20 protein-coding genes are annotated in these 17,459 nt (G+C 67.1%); 13 read left to right on the top strand and 7 right to left on the bottom strand.

All coding sequences use genetic code 11. The features are described 5' to 3' along the window. Positions 1 to 24 precede the first annotated feature (24 nt). From CEY08_RS24420 to CEY08_RS24430, 3 genes are all read left to right on the top strand, one after another. Complete coding sequence (locus tag CEY08_RS24420) at positions 25 to 609, top strand: GNAT family N-acetyltransferase (protein WP_076813861.1); 585 nt, start codon at positions 25 to 27, stop codon at positions 607 to 609. Between the two features lie 204 nt (positions 610 to 813). Continuing rightward, the gene (locus CEY08_RS24425; RefSeq protein WP_063962380.1) at positions 814 to 1,689 is read left to right on the top strand and encodes a motility protein A; all 876 of its coding nucleotides are present in this window, start codon (positions 814 to 816) and stop codon (positions 1,687 to 1,689) included. Further along, entirely contained in the window at positions 1,686 to 2,645 is a 960-nt protein-coding gene (locus tag CEY08_RS24430) for an OmpA/MotB family protein (protein ID WP_084738554.1), read from the top strand. Before CEY08_RS24425 ends, CEY08_RS24430 begins: the two co-directional genes overlap by 4 nt. 42 nt (positions 2,646 to 2,687) lie before the next feature. Here CEY08_RS24430 and CEY08_RS24435 read toward each other — a convergent pair whose 3' ends face one another. Continuing rightward, on the bottom strand, positions 2,688 to 3,140 hold the full coding sequence (locus tag CEY08_RS24435) for an Lrp/AsnC family transcriptional regulator (protein WP_063962379.1): 453 nt from the start codon (positions 3,138 to 3,140) through the stop codon (positions 2,688 to 2,690). Between the two features lie 100 nt (positions 3,141 to 3,240). Between CEY08_RS24435 and CEY08_RS24440 the strand changes: the two genes are divergently transcribed. Continuing rightward, positions 3,241 to 3,873: a LysE family translocator gene (locus CEY08_RS24440; protein WP_084738555.1), complete on the top strand. Its 633-nt coding sequence runs from the start codon at positions 3,241 to 3,243 to the stop codon at positions 3,871 to 3,873. A 15-nt stretch (positions 3,874 to 3,888) separates the two neighbouring features. Here CEY08_RS24440 and CEY08_RS24445 read toward each other — a convergent pair whose 3' ends face one another. Then, positions 3,889 to 5,625, bottom strand: a complete 1,737-nt coding sequence (locus tag CEY08_RS24445; RefSeq protein WP_076813863.1) for a SulP family inorganic anion transporter — start codon at positions 5,623 to 5,625, stop codon at positions 3,889 to 3,891. A 322-nt stretch (positions 5,626 to 5,947) separates the two neighbouring features. Here CEY08_RS24445 and CEY08_RS24450 point away from each other — a divergent pair, with 322 nt between their 5' ends. The 6 genes from CEY08_RS24450 to CEY08_RS24480 all read left to right on the top strand — a co-directional run bounded on the left by CEY08_RS24450 (position 5,948) and on the right by CEY08_RS24480 (position 10,820). Continuing rightward, positions 5,948 to 6,301: a YciI family protein gene (locus CEY08_RS24450; protein WP_076813865.1), complete on the top strand. Its 354-nt coding sequence runs from the start codon at positions 5,948 to 5,950 to the stop codon at positions 6,299 to 6,301. 409 nt (positions 6,302 to 6,710) lie between these two features. Further along, on the top strand, positions 6,711 to 7,121 hold the full coding sequence (locus CEY08_RS24460; protein ID WP_076813875.1) for a YciI family protein: 411 nt from the start codon (positions 6,711 to 6,713) through the stop codon (positions 7,119 to 7,121). Positions 7,122 to 7,203: 82 nt separating this feature from the next. Next, positions 7,204 to 7,611 (top strand): VOC family protein, encoded by a 408-nt coding sequence (locus CEY08_RS24465; protein ID WP_042793848.1) that lies wholly within the window; start codon positions 7,204 to 7,206, stop codon positions 7,609 to 7,611. Continuing rightward, a complete protein-coding gene (locus tag CEY08_RS24470) occupies positions 7,608 to 8,885 on the top strand; it encodes an RNA polymerase sigma factor (RefSeq protein ID WP_076813877.1) in 1,278 nt (425 codons plus the stop codon). Before CEY08_RS24465 ends, CEY08_RS24470 begins: the two co-directional genes overlap by 4 nt. A gap of 23 nt (positions 8,886 to 8,908) precedes the next feature. Beyond that, positions 8,909 to 9,778: an AraC family transcriptional regulator gene (locus CEY08_RS24475; RefSeq protein ID WP_076813879.1), complete on the top strand. Its 870-nt coding sequence runs from the start codon at positions 8,909 to 8,911 to the stop codon at positions 9,776 to 9,778. Positions 9,779 to 9,860: 82 nt separating this feature from the next. Next, positions 9,861 to 10,820 (top strand): DMT family transporter, encoded by a 960-nt coding sequence (locus tag CEY08_RS24480; protein WP_076813881.1) that lies wholly within the window; start codon positions 9,861 to 9,863, stop codon positions 10,818 to 10,820. Positions 10,821 to 10,843: 23 nt separating this feature from the next. On the opposite strand, the gene CEY08_RS24485 is transcribed toward CEY08_RS24480, so the two are convergent. Beyond that, the gene (locus tag CEY08_RS24485) at positions 10,844 to 11,518 is read right to left on the bottom strand and encodes an HAD family hydrolase (protein WP_063962377.1); all 675 of its coding nucleotides are present in this window, start codon (positions 11,516 to 11,518) and stop codon (positions 10,844 to 10,846) included. 69 nt (positions 11,519 to 11,587) lie between these two features. Further along, positions 11,588 to 12,766, bottom strand: coding sequence for an MFS transporter (locus CEY08_RS24490; RefSeq protein ID WP_076813883.1), 1,179 nt, complete (start codon positions 12,764 to 12,766; stop codon positions 11,588 to 11,590). A 106-nt stretch (positions 12,767 to 12,872) separates the two neighbouring features. Between CEY08_RS24490 and CEY08_RS24495 the strand changes: the two genes are divergently transcribed. After that, entirely contained in the window at positions 12,873 to 13,817 is a 945-nt protein-coding gene (locus CEY08_RS24495) for a LysR family transcriptional regulator (RefSeq protein WP_042793852.1), read from the top strand. Here CEY08_RS24495 and CEY08_RS24500 read toward each other — a convergent pair. Next, positions 13,778 to 14,575 (bottom strand): DUF169 domain-containing protein, encoded by a 798-nt coding sequence (locus CEY08_RS24500; protein WP_042793853.1) that lies wholly within the window; start codon positions 14,573 to 14,575, stop codon positions 13,778 to 13,780. The genes CEY08_RS24495 and CEY08_RS24500 overlap by 40 nt on opposite strands. A gap of 175 nt (positions 14,576 to 14,750) precedes the next feature. On the opposite strand from CEY08_RS24500, the gene CEY08_RS24505 reads away from it, so the two are divergent. After that, positions 14,751 to 15,500, top strand: a complete 750-nt coding sequence (locus tag CEY08_RS24505) for an SDR family oxidoreductase (protein ID WP_063962375.1) — start codon at positions 14,751 to 14,753, stop codon at positions 15,498 to 15,500. Between the two features lies 1 nt (position 15,501). Here CEY08_RS24505 and CEY08_RS24510 read toward each other — a convergent pair whose 3' ends face one another. Beyond that, entirely contained in the window at positions 15,502 to 16,287 is a 786-nt protein-coding gene (locus tag CEY08_RS24510) for a DNA alkylation repair protein (protein ID WP_076813885.1), read from the bottom strand. After that, complete coding sequence (locus tag CEY08_RS24515) at positions 16,284 to 16,814, bottom strand: MarR family winged helix-turn-helix transcriptional regulator (protein ID WP_232033850.1); 531 nt, start codon at positions 16,812 to 16,814, stop codon at positions 16,284 to 16,286. Before CEY08_RS24515 ends, CEY08_RS24510 begins: the two co-directional genes overlap by 4 nt. 165 nt (positions 16,815 to 16,979) lie before the next feature. Between CEY08_RS24515 and CEY08_RS24520 the strand changes: the two genes are divergently transcribed. Continuing rightward, complete coding sequence (locus tag CEY08_RS24520) at positions 16,980 to 17,438, top strand: bleomycin resistance protein (RefSeq protein ID WP_076813891.1); 459 nt, start codon at positions 16,980 to 16,982, stop codon at positions 17,436 to 17,438. The last annotated feature ends 21 nt before the right edge of the window (positions 17,439 to 17,459 follow it).

Here is a 17,459-nt window from a genome sequence, read left to right on the forward strand (position 1 = left end):
CCACCGCGCGCCGGCCCGGCAACCATGCCCGACACCCCATTGTTCCCGCCTCTTTTTACCGACCGCCTTGTCCTGCAACCCCTGCAAATCCAGGACGCCGACGCCATCCAACGCGTCTTTCCCCAATGGGAAATCGTGCGATTCCTGGCCGACCAGGTGCCCTGGCCCTATCCGGCCGACGGGGCGCGCGTCTATCTGGAGCAGGTGGCGGTGCCCGCCATGCGCCGAGGCGAGCAATGGCATTGGTCGATCCGCACCCGCGCCCAGCCCGATGTGCTGATCGGTATCGTCAGCCTGATGGACGACGACACCGGAAACAACCGCGGCTTCTGGCTGGACCCCGTCCACCATGGCCGCGGCTACATGACCGAAGCCAGCGAGGCCGCCACCGCCTACTGGTTCGAAGTGCTAGGCAAGCCCGCGCTGCGCGCGCCCAAGGCCCTCGCCAACGTGGCCTCGCGCCGGATCTCCGCGCGCGGCGGCATGCGCCTGATCGCCACGGAAGAGCGCGGCTACGTCAGCGGACGCCTCCCCACCGAAATCTGGGAGATCACCCGGGAAGAATGGATCGCCCGGCACGGCCGCGGGCCCGGCGCAAGCCGGGCATGACGCAGGTTCGGGGCGGCCGGGAATTTCAGGCCCAATCCGCCCCCATTTATTTCAGCAGGGCGCCCGCCCGCTAGATCGTCCAAGCCGTCGCTTACCGCCCTTTTCGCCCCTTTTTCCGGCCGATTGACCTGGGCCGGCGCTGGCTAGAATTCCCGAAAATCCGGCATTCCGCACACGGGATGCCCTCGTTATCGGGCAAGATCCATGAATCCGTCTACCGTCATCGGCGCCGCCGTCGGCCTGCTCACCCTGGTTATCGTCGTGGCCCTGGCCGCCACCGACCCCGGCATGTACATCAACCTACCAGGACTGGCCATCGTATTGGGCGGCACCGCCGCCGCCGTGTTCATCGCCTATCCGTTGTCCGAAGTGCTGCGCGTCTTCAAACTGGTGCGCACCGTGTTCCGCAATGACCAGCACGATCAGCAGCGCGACATCGAAGAACTGGTGTCCATGGCCCAGCTGTGGATGAACACGGATGTCCGCAAGGTCGAACAGGAACTCAAGAAGGTCAGCAACCCGTTCCTGCGCACCGGCGTGCAACTGATCATCGACAACACGCCCGAAGACCAGATCATCGAACTGCTGCAATGGCGCGTGGCGCGGCTGCGCGCCCGCGAGCAGGCCGAGGCCCAGATGTTCCGGGTCATGGCCACCTTCGCGCCCGCCTTCGGCATGCTGGGCACCCTGGTCGGCCTGATCAACCTGATGTCGGTGCTGGGAGAAGGCAGCATGCAGACCATCGGCCAGCAACTGGCCATCGGTCTCATGACCACTTTCTACGGCATCCTGCTGGCCAACCTGGTCTGCAAACCGATCGCGCTCAAGCTGGAACGCCGCACCGCAAGGCGCGTGGAATCCATGAACATGGTGCTCCAGGGCATCGCCATGATGTGCGAAAAACGCGGACCCGCCGTGGTGCGCGAAACCCTGAATTCGTTCGTGATGCACGTCGAAGACGAAATCTACGATGGCGGCGTGGATGCCAAGCCCCAGGCTGCGCCAACCAAGGCCGAGGCCCAGGCCAAGCCGGCCACCCAGCCTGTCTCGATCGCCCGCCCTGCCGCCGCGCGCCAATGAGCCTGATTTCTCCCTCCCTGGCGCAGCGGATCGAGCAGGCCCGCCAGGCCCAGTTGCGCGCCGAGAAAGCGGCGGCCAATAGCGGCTGGCGCCCCAGCGAAAGCGACCGCAAGGATCGCTACGCCCGCTGGCACGTTGAAGAAACCGTCGAGCAAGACTCCGAAAACTGGCTGCTCAGCTACCTGGACCTGATCACCCTGCTCCTGGCCATGCTGGTCGTGCTGCTGGCGTTGACGCGCCTGCACGGCGGCGCCTTCGGCCAATCGGAGCAGCCGGTGGAGCTGGTCGGCACGCTGGCTGCCAGCGGCCTGCCCACGTACGACGGCGAGTACTCCGAGTTCGACGCCGTCCACATTCCGGCAAGCTGGGCGCAAGCCGAAACGCCCCCGCCCGCGACCGCCGTTGCCGCCGTCCAGCCGGCGCATTCCCAGGAAGGTGAAGTCGTGGCCGAAGCAGCCCCGCCCCTGCGCGCTCCTTCCAAGGAATCGCTGGGCCTGGGCGACCTGGGCAAATCGGTCGACGTGATCATCAACGAACAGTCCGTCAGCTTCCGCATCAGCAATGAGTTGCTGTTCCCGTCCGGCCAGGCCACGCTCAGCCCCACCGGCCTGGACGTGATCAAGCGCCTGGCCGCCATCCTGAACAAAAATGAGTATCAGGTCTCGGTCGAAGGCCATAGCGATCCGGTGCCCATCCAGACCCGCCAGTTCGCATCCAACTGGGAACTGTCCAGCAGCCGCGCCACCAGCGTGCTGCGCGAATTGGTTCGCGACGGCGTGTCGGCGCAGCGCCTGCGCGCCGTCGGCTACGCCGAAACCCGTCCCATCGAGTCCAACGACACCCCGGCCGGCCGCGCCGCCAACCGGCGCGTCGAGCTGATCATGGACATCACGGCGCCGCAAAAAGCGGCACAGGGCGCCACCGCAACAGCGCCCGCCCCCGCCGCCAAGTCTTGAGGCGGGCGGCCCGCCCGCGGGCCGCCTCGCGGAACCGCCGCCTCAGAGCGGCACCGGCCGATTCCGCAGCACGTTCTTCATTACCAGCGTGGAGCGCAGCCGCAGCACGCTGGGCAGCGCGGACAACACCCGGTCATAGAGCGCCTGGAATGCCGGTAAATCCTGGGTGACGACATGCAGCATGTAGTCCGGATCGCCGAACAGCCGCTGCGCCTGCACCACTTCCGGAATATTGCTCAAGGCCGCTTCGAACGCCGACACCCGGTCGCTGCTGCCTTCGCGCATCGTCACGAAGACGATGGCCGAAAAGTTCAGGCCAACCGCGGCCAGATTGATGTTTGCCCCGTACCCGCTGATCACGCCAGCCTCTTCCAGCGCCCGCAGCCGCCGATGGCAGGGAGACAGGCTCAAGCCGACCCTTTCCGCCAGGTCCGTTATCGAAATCCGGCCATCTTGCTGAAGCTCGGCAAGAATCTTTCTATCTAAATCGTCCATGCGGAAGATTTTACCCAGGATGTCGAGAATACCGGTAGATTGCGGGAGCACTTCCCCTTGCATCGCCGATAACATTCCCCGCCTGAGATTCATTTGGGGCATGCAGTTGGAAACCGGCAATCTGGTGGCGTTTTGGCTTCTTTCGCTTTCGTTGGTTGTCGTCCCTGGCGCGGACTGGGCGTATGCCATCTCCGCCGGTTTGCGGGACAAGGCGGTTCTTCCCGCCGTGCTGGGCATGTTGACCGGCTACTTGATGATCACGCTGGTGGTCGCTGCGGGGATAGGCGCGTTGGTCGCAAGCGAACCCGCCATCCTTACCGTCCTGACCCTGCTGGGCGCAGCCTATCTGCTTTGGCTCGGCGCCAACGTGCTGGCCCACCCTTCCGAACCCGCCGCCGGCGAAGCGCGGGCCGCCGGACATTGGTTCGGCTGGGCGGCGCGGGGCTTTGCGGTCAGCGGCGTGAATCCCAAGGCCATCCTGCTGTTCCTGGCCTTGCTGCCGCAATTCACCAGCCGTGACGGGGCGTGGCCCATTTCCACGCAGATCACGGCACTGGGCATCCTGCAGATCATGAACTGCGCCGTGATCTACACCCTGGTGGGGCTGGGCTCGAAAGCGGTACTGCAGGCGCGCCCCCTCGCGGCGCGGCGGGTAAGCCAATTCTCAGGCCTGGCCATGGTCGTCATCGCGCTGATCCTGTTCGGTGAACAGCTTGCCGCCGTGATGGCTTGAACCTCGCAGCCTGCCTTAATCCCCCGGGTGGCCACTGCCAGCGCTCTCGAGGTAGCTGTCCACCGCGCTACCCACCGTCGGATGGAAGCGGTCGTCGCCGAATATCTCGGTCAGTTCAAAACGCTTGAGCTTGTCGCGGACCGGATCCTTCATTTCCGCGAAATGGAGCGCCGCGCCCTGCTGGGCCAGGCTGCGGCTCAGTTCGCGCAACATGTCCGCCGACGTGACATCGACGCTGGTGACAGGCTCGGCCGCCACCACCACGCGGCGCACCGGCGTGGGCGAGGCCTCCACCGCTTCCATCAGGCGTTGCTGGAATAGTTCGGCGTTGGCGAAGAACAGCGGCGCGTCCCAGCGGAACAGCACCAGCCCGTCGATCAGCGCAGCATTCGGATAGCGTTTCAGGTCGTGGTAACCGCGCAGGTTTGGCACGCGGCCCAGCACCGCGTAGTGCGGACGCCAGCCGTCCCACAGGAACTCAATGACAGCGATGACCACCGCCAGGCAGATGCCCGGAATGGCGCCGAACACGGCAACGCCCGCAAAGCATGCCATGGACAGCCAGAACTCCCATTGCTGGATGCGGTAGATGCGGCGCAGGTCTTTGAATTCGAACAGCCCGATGGCCGCCGCAATCACCACGGCGGCCAGCGCGCTGTTTGGCAGGTAACGCAGCAGGTTGGGCGCGGCCACCAGCAACCCCGCGACGGCAATGGCGCCCACCACGCCGGTGAGTTGCGTGCGCGATCCCGCGGCCTCGGCCACCGGCGTGCGCGACGCGCTGCTGCTGATCGGAAAGCCCTGGAAAAAACCGGCCGCCAGGTTCGCCACGCCCAGGCCGACCATTTCCTGATTGGGATCCACGCGCGTGTTCGTGCGCGCAGCGTAGGTGCGCGACAGCACGCTGGTGTCCGCGAAGGCAATAAGAGCCACCGCGCAACCGCCCAGCACGATTTTGACCAGGTCTGCGTGGCTGAGCCACGGTAACGCGAACGCGGGCAGCCCTTGCGGGATCTCGCCCAGTACTTTCACCCCTTGCCTGTCCAGGTCGAACAGGCTGACCGCCAGCGTGGCCAGGATGACAGCGATCAGGATGCCGGGCACGCGTTCGAAGCGCTTGAGCAGCAGGATCACCGCCAGCGTTGCCGCCCCCACGGCGAAGCTGTACCAGTTGGTCTCGCCGTTATAGACAGCCCGCCCCAACTGCGCCAGTTCCCGCAGCGGGCCGGCATCGTCGATGGACACGGCGAACAGCTTTGGCAATTGGCTGACCAGCACCGTCAGCGCGATGCCGTTCATGTAGCCGTAGCGTATCGGCTTGGACAGCAGTTCGGTGATAAAGCCCAGCCGCAGCAAACCCATCACGATACAGAACAGGCCCGCGACGATGGCCATCAGACTGGCCGCGGCCACCGCGCGCATCGGATCGCCCTCCGACACGCTGAGCACCACCGCGAGGATGGGCGCGGCCAGCGCGGAGTCCGGCCCCAGCACCAGGATCCGGCTGGGGCCGAACAGCGCATAGGCCAGTAGCGGGATGATGGTGGCATAAAGGCCGTAGACGCCCGGGACACCGGAAGCTTCCGCATAGGCGATGCCCACCGGCACCAGCATGGTCGTCAGCACCAGGCCGGCCGCCAAGTCCCTGGGCAGCCAGGCGGCCTGGTACGACCGGAGCACCGCCAGTCCCGGCAGCCAGCGCAGCCAGCCGGGGGCAGGAACATCCTCGGAGGCGGGAGTATGGGTAGCCATGAAACCTTCGCAGTGTTAGCGGGCCTCCGGCCGCGCCGATTCCGTAGTCTGACGCATTATTCCTGCTTGCGGCCACACCCGCACGGGGCATGGTTGGGGCATCCCCTATTTATACAGATATTGGCAGGTCGCGGCATGCTCCAGATGAACAATCCCGAGGATGCGGCAAGCGCGGGCGGCGAATCCGCGCACGGACGTCCGATGCCGCCCCCCTCTACCTCTGCTTACAAAGCTCGCGTGCCAACCCAAGCCAAGATGGCGCGGGCGCAACAAATAGCGGTAATCTGGCGAACCTTGTCGGCAGTCCGCACTGGAAGATCCCATGTCCTATCTGCTTTTCATCGTCGAACCGGTGGGCCAGCGCGCCCAGCGCACGCCCGAAGAGGGCCGCGAAGCCTATGCGCAAATGCTGCGCTATGCGCAAGACCTGACATCGCGCGGCCTGCTGGCGCGAGCGGAATCCCTGAAGTCCGAATCCGAAGCCGTGCGCCTGCGGATCCACGACGGAGAACGTTCGGTGCTGGACGGCCCGTATGCCGAGGCCAAGGAAATGATAGGCGGCTTCTTCCTGCTGAACTGCGATACCAGGGAAGAGGCGCTGGCCCTGGCGGCAGAGTGTCCTGCCGCCCAATGGGCCACGGTGGAGGTCCGCGAACTGGGCCCGTGCTTCATGTAGGCACGCTTGCAGGCGAAATAGCGGCCGGCCCCGCGGCCAGCCGCTTTCTTCAACAGTTTCCTTTCTTGGCTTGGCCTGGCGGACAGAAACCGCCGCGGCCGCCGCCGTCGTGCGGATCAACAATCACCGCGCCGCTGGGGGTATAGACGGCACAGCCCGAAAGCAAGGACGCCAGCAAGGCAAGACTGCACAGGATTTTCATATCGGCATTCAAAGTTGTAGACGCTGCGAGTGTAGGGACGCTGCCTGCAACCAGGGCTGTGCCGTTGTAACCAGGTGCTGAATCCAACACCGCCGCCTGGTACTTACCCTAGGTTTACGATTTTCTTGTCGATCCCGCTTCCCGCCGTTCGTCGTGCCAGTACAAGCCCTGCCACGGGCTGTGTTTCAGAACCGAGGAGTCTCAGGAATGCGATACATGATCATCGTCCGGGCCACGCCGGACAGTGAAGCGGGCGTGATGCCGGAGGAAAGTCTGCTGGGCGCCATGGCGACCTATCACGAGGCGCTGGCCAAGGCCGGCGTGCTGCTGGACGCCAATGGCTTGCACCCCTCTTCCAAGGGGTGGCGCGTGCAGTACAACCAGGGCAAGCGCGAAGTCGTGGACGGCCCCTTCGCCGAAACCAAGGAGCTGATCGCCGGCTACACCATGATCCAGGCGCGGTCGCGCGAGGAAGCCATGCAGTGGGCACTGCGCTTTCCAGAGCCCTTCCCGGGCCAGCCGTGCGCCGTCGAAGTGCGCCAGGTCTTCGAGCTGGACGAGTTCGGCCCCAGCGAAGGCGTCGAACGCTTCCGGCAGATACCGGGCAATGGCCAATAGCCGGGCGCAACCTCGCGCGTAACCATCACCAGCCCCCTGGCATTGGCGCCAGGCCATGCTTACCATCAGGAAACGGAACATCATGCACAACCAGATCTTCGTCAATCTCCCCATCGCCGACATGCAGAAATCGCAGGCCTTCTTCAAGAGCCTGGGCTTCAGCTTCAACCCGCAGTTCACCAACGACCAGGGCGCCTGCATGGTCGTGAGCGACAGCATCTACGTCATGCTGCTGGTGAAGGACTTCTTCCAGACCTTCACCGGCAAACCGGTGGCCGACGCCACCAAGACCACCGAAGTGCTGATCGCGCTGTCCTGCGACAGCCGCGCCGAAGTGGACGAACAGGTGGCGCGCGCCCTGGCCGCTGGCGGCACCGCGCCACGCCAGCCGCAGGACCACGGCTTCATGTACGCCCACGGCTTCGAGGACCTGGACGGCCATGTCTGGGAACTGGTGTACATGGCTCCCGGCGAGGTCCCCAACGCATGACGCGGGAGGCCGTGCATCGCGCCATCGAGGCGGTCTGGCGGATCGAAGCCGCCAGCGTCATCGCCGGCGTCGCGCGCCTGGTGCGCGACGTCGGGCCGGCTGAAGAGCTGGCGCAAGATGCCTTGGTCGCCGCCCTGGAACGCTGGCCCGAAACCGGCGTGCCGGACAACCCGGGAGCGTGGCTGATGACTACCGCCAAGAATCGCGCGCGCGACCGTCTGCGGCTGGATGCGCTGCACACGCGCAAGCACGAGCAGATCGGGCACGAGCTGGAGGCCCTGCAAGCCGACGTCGAGCCCGACTTCGTCGACGCGCTGGATGCCGCCCGCCAGGACGACATAGGCGACGACCTGCTGCGGCTGGTGTTCACCGCCTGCCACCCGCTCCTGTCCACCGAAGCGCGCGTGGCGCTCACCCTGCGCCTGCTGGGCGGTTTGACCACCGCCGAAATCGCGCGCGCCTTCCTGGCGTCCGAGTCCACCATCGCGCAACGCATCGTGCGCGCCAAGCGCAGCTTGTCCGCTGCGAACGTGCCCTTCGAGGTGCCGCGGGCCGAAGAGCGGGCGCCGCGCCTGGCGTCCGTGCTGGAAGTCATCTACCTGATCTTCAACGAAGGGTATTCGGCCACCTCGGGCGATGACTGGATGCGTCCCGCGCTGTGCGACGAAGCCCTGCGCCTGGGCCGTATCCTGGCGCAGCTGGCTCCCGATGAAAGCGAGGTCCATGGGCTGGCAGCGCTGATGGAATTGCAGGCTTCGCGCCTGCATGCGCGCACCGATGCCCAGGGCCGCCCCGTCTTGCTGATGGACCAGGATCGCAGCCGCTGGGATCCTTTGCTGATCCGCCGCGGCCTGGCGGCGCTGGCGCTCTCGGACAGCCTGGGTGCGCCGCGCGGTCCCTATGCGCTGCAGGCGGAACTGGCCGCCTGCCACGCCCGCGCCCGCGCGCCCGAAGAAACCGACTGGCCGCGCATCGTGGCGCTGTACGACGCGCTGGCGCAGGCCATGCCGTCGCCTGTGGTGGAACTGAACCGCGCCGTCGCGGTGGGCATGGCCTTCGGCCCCCAGGCCGGACTGGACCTGGCCGACCATCTGGCGCAGGAACCCGCGCTGGCCAATTACCATTGGCTGCCCAGCGTGCGGGCAGACCTGCTGGCCAAGCTGGGGCGCCACGCCGAAGCCCGCGCCGAGTTCGAACGCGCCGCCGGCATGACGCGCAACGCGCGTGAACGGGAAATGCTGCTGGGACGGGCGCGGGAGATGCCCGTAGCCTGAGGCCGGCATGCTTAAATCCAGGCATGCACCCCATCGCCCCCGCCTCGTCCGACCTCGCCGCGCCCGCCTTGCCGGGCGTGCCGGCGGCGTTCGAGCATCCCGGCGATCGGGCCGAATTCCGCCAGGCAGCGCATCTGCCCGGCGTGGAGCTGTACCGCGCGCACATCATCCGCTATGCCTTCGAACCCCATACCCATGAAGCCTATGGCCTGGGCGCGATCGAAACGGGTGTCGAACGCTTCCGCTACCGCGGCGCGGACCATCTGGCGCCCTCGGGGTCGGTAGTACTGATGAACCCGGACGAATTGCACACGGGCCGCGCCGAAACCGAGGGAGGCTGGCGCTACCGCATGGTCTACCTGGATCCGGATGTAGTAGCCCGCGTCACGGGCGACTCCGGCTGGTGGTTCGATACGGCCGTCGGCCATGACGCCGCAGGCGCACAGCGCGTCACCGCGCTGCTGGATACCTTGTGGCAGGCGCGCGAGCCGCTCGCTTTCGATAGCGCGCTGTATGCGCTGCTGGGCGAGTTCCGCCGCCACGCGCGCACGGCGCGGGCGGCGCCCAATGAAGGCGCGCCGCGCTTCGCTTCCGTCATCGACTACCTGCGCGCCCACCTGTCGCGCCGCCTGACACTGGACGAACTCGCTGCCGTTGCCGGCCTCAGCCCCTTTCATTTCCTGCGCAGCTTCCAGGCCCGATACCATGCCACGCCACAGCAGATGCTGATGGCTTTGCGCCTGTTCGAAGCCAAACGCCGCCTGGCCGCGGGCGAATCGCCCGCACAGGTGGCGCTGGCTGCCGGCCTGACCGACCAGGCCCATCTGACCCGCGCCTTCTCCCGCCGCTACGGGGTCACGCCCGCCCGCTATCAGAAGCAAGTCCGCGCCTGAGCCGCACGCAGCAATCTGGTACAAGACGCGCCAGCAACGGCCTGGCTAGACTGCCCGCATTCTTGATCTGGAGCGACTTGCTATGTGGGCTGGAACCCTTTACGCCCTGGCCGCCGGCCTGATGTGGGGGCTGGTGTTCGTGGGCCCCCTGTTGCTGCCGGAATACCCGGCGGCGCTGCAATCCGTGGCGCGCTACCTGGCGTTCGGGCTGATCGCGCTGCCGCTGGCCTGGATGGATCGCCGCGCGCTGCGCCGGCTGGGCCGCGCCGACTGGGTCGAGGCGCTGAAGCTGGCCGCCATCGGCAACCTGCTTTACTACCTGTGCCTGGCCAGCGCCATCCAGCGCGCCGGCGGTCCCCTGCCCACCATGATCATCGGCACGCTGCCCGTCGTCATCGCCATCAGCGCCAACCTGCGTAACGCCAGGCGCGACGGCAGGCTGCCCTGGAAACGCCTGGCCCCTGCCCTGGCCTTGATCGCCCTGGGCATCGCCTGCGTCAATCAGGTGGAGTTGCAGGCACTGCGCCAGGAGGCGGACGCCGACATGTCGCGCTATACCGTGGGCGCGTTGCTGGCGCTGGGCGCGGTGGCGTGCTGGACCTGGTATCCGCTGCGCAATGCGGATTGGCTGCGCGCGCATCCGGACCGCAGCCCGCGCACCTGGGCCACGGCCCAGGGTGTGGCGACCCTGCCATTGGCACTGGCGGGTTACGCGGCGTTGTGGGCGGGCATGGCAGCCGCCGGCAGCAGCTTTCCCATGCCCGCCGGTCCCCGGCCCGAGGTCTTCCTGGCCTTGATGGCCATCATCGGCCTGTTCGCGTCCTGGTTGGGCACCCTGTGCTGGAACGAAGCCAGCCAGCGCCTGCCCACCGCGCTGGCCGGACAGTTGATCGTGTTCGAAACGCTGGCGGCGCTGGCCTATGCCTACATCCTGCGCGGGCAGATGCCCCAACCGCTGACCCTGATCGGCATCGCCTGCCTGATCGTGGGCGTGCTGCGCGCGGTCCGGGTCAAGCCCGAAGCCGTGCCGGCCCCCGCCTGAAGACGCGCGCGTTTCGCCGCGCGCTAGGCCAGCAGCAATTCGGGCAAGCGGCGCAGATCGTCGATGACGTCCGAAGCGCCCTCGTCGAGCAGCCGCTGGCGCTGGTCCGGTCCGTTGTGCGAGGCGCCCACATAGCCCACCGCGCGCATGCGCGCGGCGCGGGCGGCCCGCACGCCGGGCACGCTGTCTTCCACCACCACGCAATCGAGGATTGCGACGCGCATCTGCCGGGCCGCGAACAGGAACACGTCCGGCGCTGGTTTGCCGTGCGCCACCTGCGCCGTGCTGAACACGTGCGGCGCGAACTCGTCCCATAGGCCGACCAGCTTCAGGGCCGCCTCCAGCTTGGGCGGCGTGCTGCTCGATGCCACGCAGACCTGCAGCCCGCGCTCGCGCAGCGCCCGGACTGTCTCGAGCGCGCCCGGCAGCGCGCGCAGTTCCTGGCGGAAGGTGGCAGCCAATCCATCCGCGTATTCGCGCGCGAATCCTTCCGGCAGGCTGCAAGCGCTTTCCTGCTGCAAGGTCTGCCACATATCCGCGTCGGGTATGCCTGCGAAGCGGCGCGCAGCTTCCTCGGGCGTGATGGCGATGCCATGCGCGGCCAGCGCCCGGGATTGGGCGCGCGCCGCGATGATCTCGCTATCGATCAAAACGCCGTCGCAGTCGAAGATGACCAGGCTGGGGGCAGGCGTAGGCATGATGGCTCCATAAGGGACGAAGTGCCATGATATGCCGGTCCCGTGACAACCGCGCGCATTGCACGCCGCTTACAGGCCAGGACCATTCAGGCGCCGCAGGCGCCATGCCAGCCATACGCCTCCCAGCCCCGCCGCCGCCACGATCAACGAGGCCGCCGACCAGCCGTAATGGTCGATCGCCCCGCCCACCGCCACCGGCCCTATCACCTGGCCCAGGCCGCTGCCCTGCATCACCAGCCCCACCGACGCCGGCGTCAACGCGGGCTTGGGAGCCAGCAGCGGCGCGGTGCCCAGCAACGTGGCCGGTATCAGGCCCCCGACCGCGGAGAACAGCACGCAGAGCAGAAAGGTGGGCATGGCCGGCAGCACCGAGCGGAATATCAGGAGCGCCACTGCGCCCATGATCAGGCTGGCGCAGGCGATCAGCGTCGAACGCCGCCAGCCGCGCGCCAGCAGCACCCCCGCGCCCAGATTGCCAACCACGTTGGCGGCGCTGGCGATGGCGCTGTACAGGCCGGCGGTCGCCAGGGGCAAACCCAGTTGTTCGGTCAGCAAGACCGGCAGGAAGGTGAACAACGCGAAAAACATGAGGCTGTAGAGCGTGAACGACAGCGCCAGCAATCGGGGGCCGGGCGCGCCCATTGTGTCCACCGTATCCTGCCGCAAGCCGCCCCATGACAGCCTCGCGCCGCCCGGCGTGGCCGGCGCCAAGGCGGCCACGCAGGCCAGCGCCACCAGCACCGCCGCGCCCGCGCACCACCAATAAGCCTGCCAGCCGCTGAAAGCCTGCGAGGCCAGCATTGCGATGGCCATGCCGGCAGGCATGTAGCAACTCCAGAGCGCAAACGCAAAGTCGCGCGTGGACGCCGATACCATGCGCTGCAAGGCCGCGGGCCCAGCCACCGTGATCATCAGGAAGCCCAGTCCTTCCACGATGCGCGAAGCCAGCAGCACGCTGTAGACCGGCGCCATCGCCCCGGTCACCGTGCCCACGGCAGTCGCGGCCAGCCCCGCCAGCAGCATCCGCCGGGCGCCATAGCGGTTGATGACACCGCCGGCGGCAATTCCGCCGACCAGGCCCAGGATCGAAAACACCGCGGCGAGCGCGCCGATGGAGGCCAGATCCAGGCCCATATCCTTGCGCAGCAGCGGCGCCGCGATGATGACCTTGCCGACTTGCAGCGCCGACACCACGCCGGCCCCCACGATGGCCAGCACCGCCGACCAACGCGTTCCTTCCTTGCCCATCCCTGTCTCCCCTTGCTTCAACCCACGCAGGATGCCAGCGCCGGCCGATCCTGGTAAGTGATAATCTTTTGATGGAATCGATCGATTAAATAGATCAACTTGCCGGATGATAGACGCCCTGACCCTGGACCAGTTGCGCGTATTCGCCGCCGTGGCCGATGCCGGCAGCTTCCGCGCGGCCGCGCGGCGCCTGTCGCGCGTGCAATCGGCTGTCAGCCACGCCATCGCCAACATGGAAGCGGAACTGGGCGTGACGCTGTTCGACCGCAGCGGACACCGGCCCGTCATGACGCCGCAGGGTGAAGCCCTGCTGGCCAACGCCCGGGACATCCTGCTTCGCGTGGACGCCATGCGAGCCCGCGCCCAGGGCCTGGGTGAAGGCGTTGAACTGGAACTGTCGCTGGCCGTGGACACGCTGTATCCCATCGCCGAAGTGGGCGCCGCGCTGAACGCGCTGCGCGCGGCCTATCCCTCGGTCGCCGTCCGGGTGTCCGTGCTGCCTTTGGGCGGCCCGGTCGAAGCCCTGCTGACGCGCAGCCACACGCTGGCCATCACCGCTGGCGACCATTTCCGTCATCCGCGCATCGTCATGCAGGCACTGTCGTCCGTGCAGATGGTGGCGGTGGTTGGCGCAGGACATGCCTTGGCGCGGCGCGTGGCCGCCGATGCGCCACTGGGCCCGCCCGAGCTTGCCGACCACGTGCAGATCGTGCAAATGGACCCGTCTTCGTTGACTCCGGGACGCGATTTCGCGGTGCTGTCGCCGCAAACCTGCCGCGTCAGCGGCCAGGACACCAAACACGCGCTGATCCTGGCGGGCGTGGGCTGGGGTCGGCTGCCCTACTGGCAGGTGGCGCGCGATCTGGCCGAGGGCCGGCTGCTGCGCCTGCCGACGGACAGCCTGGGGCGCGGCAGCCAGGTGGCCAGCGAAACCTACCTGGCGCATCGCATCGACCAGCCCCTGGGACCCGCCGCCCGCGTCCTGGCGGCCGCCCTGCGCGCAGCCGCCCATCAGGATTGCGGCGCGGATGCCGCCGGCGGGCGGGCGTAACTGACGCCCATGCCTGCCCGCACGTCGTTCTGGATGCCGTAGGGCGGAATCGGATAGCGCAGGCCGTTGGCGGACAAGGCCTTCATGCCCGCGATGGCAATGGGCAGGTAATGCGGCGGCAAAGCCATCAGCATTTCCTCATCAGGCACGCCGCCGTAACGGCGCTCGGCGTAACAGGGCAAGGACAGGCTGGGTTCCCCCGTGGCCAGCGCGCGGCCCCAGGAGTCCGCACAGGCCGTCTCGCCCACCACGCTCCAGTCGAAGCGCCGATAGTTCTTCCATTGCAGGCCATTGATAAGAATGATCATCTGGCCCGGCGTAGCGTAGATGAGGCAGATGTCCGGCGGATCCAGCCGGCCGGACGCCAGCGGCGACACCACCAACCCGCGGTACTTGCCCGCCGGCACACAGGACAGCGCCTCCTGGCGCGCCTGCGCATCTTCCTGGGTGGCGTGCCAGACGCCCACATAATCCTTGCCGCTTTTCCAGGCGTCGTCCTGCGGCCCCAGGCCGATCACGGCGCGGCATTGCGCGCCAACCAGATCGTCGCCCGTAATGCCCACCGTCCATCCCAGGCGTGCGGCCATGCCGACGATCTGATCGGTGGTGTGCGTGGCCTGCGGACGGCGCAAACCCTTTACGGCCGCCATGTCCGCTTCGCGCTCGTAGAGCTTCATGCCGATGACCGTCGTCTTCAGGCGCAGCAGTTTGTTCAAGTCATCGACCAGCGATGCCCAATTCGGTGTCGTCTCTTCCATGCCCGTCCCTTGGACTGTTGTGCGCGGACTTTGCCGCATTGCCGCAGATTCGGATTGCGGTCCGCAATGACTATAACGAATCGCCCGCAAGGCTTCCGATTGATCTATCGTGGAATGCGGCGATCCCGCCCGCCGCAAGCGCGCAGGACACTTCCCGGCTTCCAAGGAGCCCACCATGAACCGTTTTGAACAGAAGACCGTCCTGGTCACCGGAGGCACGAGCGGCATCGGACTCGCCGCCGCCCAGGCCTTCGCCGCCGAAGGCGCCCGCGTGGTCGTCACCGGCCGCGACGCCGCAGTGCTGAAGCAGGTCCGCGCCAGCCTGGGCTCCCATGCCCTGGCCCTGCGCAACGATGCCGGCGCTCCCGGCGCCGCCACGGCGCTGGCCGCCGAACTGCGCCAGGCCGGTATCCGCCTGGACGCCGTATTCATCAACGCGGGCGTGGCGCGCTTCGCTCCCCTGGCCGAAGCCACGGAAGCGCTCTGGGACCAGACGTTTTCCACCAACGTCAAGGGTGCCTTCTTCCAGTTGCAGGCGCTGGATCCGCTGCTCAATCCGGGGGCATCCATCGTGCTCAACGGGTCGATCAATGCCCGCATCGGCATGCCGGCCTCATCCATCTACGCCGCCAGCAAGGCCGCGCTGATCTCGCTGGCCAAGACCTTGTCGGCGGAATTGCTGCCGCGAGGCATCCGCGTCAATGTCATCAGCCCCGGACCCGTGGCCACGCCGATCTATGACAAGCTGGGGCTGGACGCCGCCACGTTGGAGAAGACCGCTGCCAGCATCCGCGCCCAGGTTCCGCTGGGCCGCTTCGGCACCCCGCAGGAAATCGCTTCCACCGTATTGCACCTGGCCTCGCCAGAATCCGCCTTCATCGTGGGCACGGAAATCATCGCCGACGGCGGCATGAGCCAGTTGTAGGCTAGGCGCCGATGGAACGCAGCGCGCGCTTGCAGATGCGTGCCGTCGCCTCGGCCGGCTTGCCCGCCGACCAGCGCGCGCAGACCTCCCGCACCCAGACGGGCTGGTCCTTGCTTGCGTCGTTCAGCCAGTTCGCCACCGAGTCCTGTACGTAGGCAGACGGATCGGCCCGCAGCGGCTCCAGCAAAGGCAGCGCCCGGCCGGGGTCTGCCTTCAACACGGCTATGTGCGCGCACCAGACCCCGCGCGGCCGCAAGGACTCGCTGGCGTAGCGCCGCAGACGCTCGGAAGCTTCCGCGGTCCAGGGCTGCAGCAGTTCCACGGCCGTGTCCAGATCAGCCGCCAATTGCGGGCGCACCGCCAACCAGGCCCATTCCCTCACACCGAAATGTGCGTCATCGGCCAGGGGTCGGATCAACCCCAGGCGCTGCTTCAGCGTCAAGTCCGGCATCGCGCCAACCATGAAGCAAGCCCAGCCCCGCACGGTGTCGGAACGATGATCGCGCAGTTGTCTGAAAGCATCCGGGCCCAGTCCTTCCAGCAGGATCTGCGCCGCCAAGACCATGCGTTTGGAAATGCCCGCTCCCGCCTGGGCGCGCAGGGCCGCGATGGATCGGGGGCCCAACCCAGGCGCGGCAGCCCGCAGCAGTTCGGCGAAGTCCACCGCGAGGCATTCGGTCAGGTTGCGGGCGGGTTCACCCGCGTTCAGCTGCGCCAGGCGTTCGGCGCTGATGTCCTTCACGCCCCGGCCCGACGGCGCGGCGGCAATGGGGACTTTCCTGCTCATTGCAGATCCTCCTGGCTCGCGGCCCGGCCCGCGTCCGTTGCCTGCCAAATCTTGCCCAGCAGGTCGCGCAGGCTTGCGCGCTCCGTGAGGCTCAGGCCCGTGAACAAAGCGCCTATCCAGTCCGTGTGCGTCTTGAAGAGCTGGTCCGCTTCGGCCCGACCCTTGGCGCTCAGCTTCACGAGCATCTTGCGCCGGTCTTCCTTGGCCGCGCGCCGCGAAACAAACCCGTCGCGCTCCAGCCCGTCCAACAAGCCCGTGACCGTGGCACGCGTGACTCCGGCGCCCTCGGCCAATTCATGGGGCGACATGCCGCCGGCCTGCTCGTGCAGCAGGAACAACAGCACGAACTTTCCCTCCGACAATTGGCGCGGCGCGAGCCGGGCAGCGCAGTCGCGGTCGATGGCGCTGGCCAGCGACAGCAGCTGAAAACACAGGCCGATTCCCTCGGCCGATGGCAGGCCGCGCCTTGCCGCCACGTCGAGCAATGCCCGGTGCTTGGGTTCCAGCATGAGTTGTGTGTTTTGCATGGTCGATGTCTTGGGCGAGTCAGCGCAAATATTAATAAGGCGCCTAACTATATTCCCATGGGCGCGCACAAGCAAGGCTCATCAGCACCACCTCGCCCCAGATTCCGGCCTATCATCCCGGATCTCATCCGCGCCAGTTGGCGCTTCCCTCTGACGATATCCGCCATGACCTATCCCGTGCTTCCCGCTTCCGAGTTTTCCGCGGCCCGCGTCGTGCCCGAGCTGCTGGTCTCGGACATCGACAAGAGCCTGCGCTTCTGGTGCGGGTTGTGCGGGTTCTCGATAGCCTACGACCGTCCGGAGGATCGCTTTGCCTACCTGGACCACGACGGCTCGCAGGTGATGCTGGAAGAATACGGTCATGGCAGGAACTGGATTACCGGCCCGTTGGAAGCGCCGCTGGGGCGCGGGATCAATCTGCAGATCGAGGTTCCCGCGATTACGCCGATAGTCGACGCCCTGCGCGGCGCCGGCTGGCCGCTGTATATGCAGGCTGAAGAAAAGTGGTACCGCGCGGGGACGACCGAAGTCGGCGTGCATCAGTTCCTGGTACAGGATCCGGACGGCTATCTGATCCGGTTCTCGGCCGGCCTGGGGCGCCGCGCCATACCGGGCACCGCTTGAGCCGCGGCAGGACGGGAGGCA

It is taken from the genome of Achromobacter insolitus (genome assembly GCF_002209555.1).
Lineage (GTDB): Bacteria > Pseudomonadota > Gammaproteobacteria > Burkholderiales > Burkholderiaceae_B > Achromobacter > Achromobacter insolitus.

What these genes read in the sequence shown, in the direction of transcription:
- CEY08_RS24485 (WP_063962377.1), bottom strand. Translation starts at nt 11,518, where the DNA reads ATGCCTACGCCTGCCCCCAGCCTGGTCATCTTCGACTGCGACGGCGTT.
- CEY08_RS24450 (WP_076813865.1), top strand. Translation starts at nt 5,948, where the DNA reads ATGTCCTATCTGCTTTTCATCGTCGAACCGGTGGGCCAGCGCGCCCAG.
- CEY08_RS24495 (WP_042793852.1), top strand. Translation starts at nt 12,873, where the DNA reads ATGATAGACGCCCTGACCCTGGACCAGTTGCGCGTATTCGCCGCCGTG.
- CEY08_RS24420 (WP_076813861.1), top strand. Translation starts at nt 25, where the DNA reads ATGCCCGACACCCCATTGTTCCCGCCTCTTTTTACCGACCGCCTTGTC.
- CEY08_RS24425 (WP_063962380.1), top strand. Translation starts at nt 814, where the DNA reads ATGAATCCGTCTACCGTCATCGGCGCCGCCGTCGGCCTGCTCACCCTG.
- CEY08_RS24445 (WP_076813863.1), bottom strand. Translation starts at nt 5,625, where the DNA reads ATGGCTACCCATACTCCCGCCTCCGAGGATGTTCCTGCCCCCGGCTGG.
- CEY08_RS24435 (WP_063962379.1), bottom strand. Translation starts at nt 3,140, where the DNA reads ATGGACGATTTAGATAGAAAGATTCTTGCCGAGCTTCAGCAAGATGGC.
- CEY08_RS24475 (WP_076813879.1), top strand. Translation starts at nt 8,909, where the DNA reads ATGCACCCCATCGCCCCCGCCTCGTCCGACCTCGCCGCGCCCGCCTTG.
- CEY08_RS24430 (WP_084738554.1), top strand. Translation starts at nt 1,686, where the DNA reads ATGAGCCTGATTTCTCCCTCCCTGGCGCAGCGGATCGAGCAGGCCCGC.
- CEY08_RS24520 (WP_076813891.1), top strand. Translation starts at nt 16,980, where the DNA reads ATGACCTATCCCGTGCTTCCCGCTTCCGAGTTTTCCGCGGCCCGCGTC.
- CEY08_RS24490 (WP_076813883.1), bottom strand. Translation starts at nt 12,766, where the DNA reads ATGGGCAAGGAAGGAACGCGTTGGTCGGCGGTGCTGGCCATCGTGGGG.
- CEY08_RS24480 (WP_076813881.1), top strand. Translation starts at nt 9,861, where the DNA reads ATGTGGGCTGGAACCCTTTACGCCCTGGCCGCCGGCCTGATGTGGGGG.
- CEY08_RS24470 (WP_076813877.1), top strand. Translation starts at nt 7,608, where the DNA reads ATGACGCGGGAGGCCGTGCATCGCGCCATCGAGGCGGTCTGGCGGATC.
- CEY08_RS24515 (WP_232033850.1), bottom strand. Translation starts at nt 16,814, where the DNA reads ATGCAAAACACACAACTCATGCTGGAACCCAAGCACCGGGCATTGCTC.
- CEY08_RS24500 (WP_042793853.1), bottom strand. Translation starts at nt 14,575, where the DNA reads ATGGAAGAGACGACACCGAATTGGGCATCGCTGGTCGATGACTTGAAC.
- CEY08_RS24465 (WP_042793848.1), top strand. Translation starts at nt 7,204, where the DNA reads ATGCACAACCAGATCTTCGTCAATCTCCCCATCGCCGACATGCAGAAA.
- CEY08_RS24460 (WP_076813875.1), top strand. Translation starts at nt 6,711, where the DNA reads ATGCGATACATGATCATCGTCCGGGCCACGCCGGACAGTGAAGCGGGC.
- CEY08_RS24440 (WP_084738555.1), top strand. Translation starts at nt 3,241, where the DNA reads ATGCAGTTGGAAACCGGCAATCTGGTGGCGTTTTGGCTTCTTTCGCTT.
- CEY08_RS24505 (WP_063962375.1), top strand. Translation starts at nt 14,751, where the DNA reads ATGAACCGTTTTGAACAGAAGACCGTCCTGGTCACCGGAGGCACGAGC.
- CEY08_RS24510 (WP_076813885.1), bottom strand. Translation starts at nt 16,287, where the DNA reads ATGAGCAGGAAAGTCCCCATTGCCGCCGCGCCGTCGGGCCGGGGCGTG.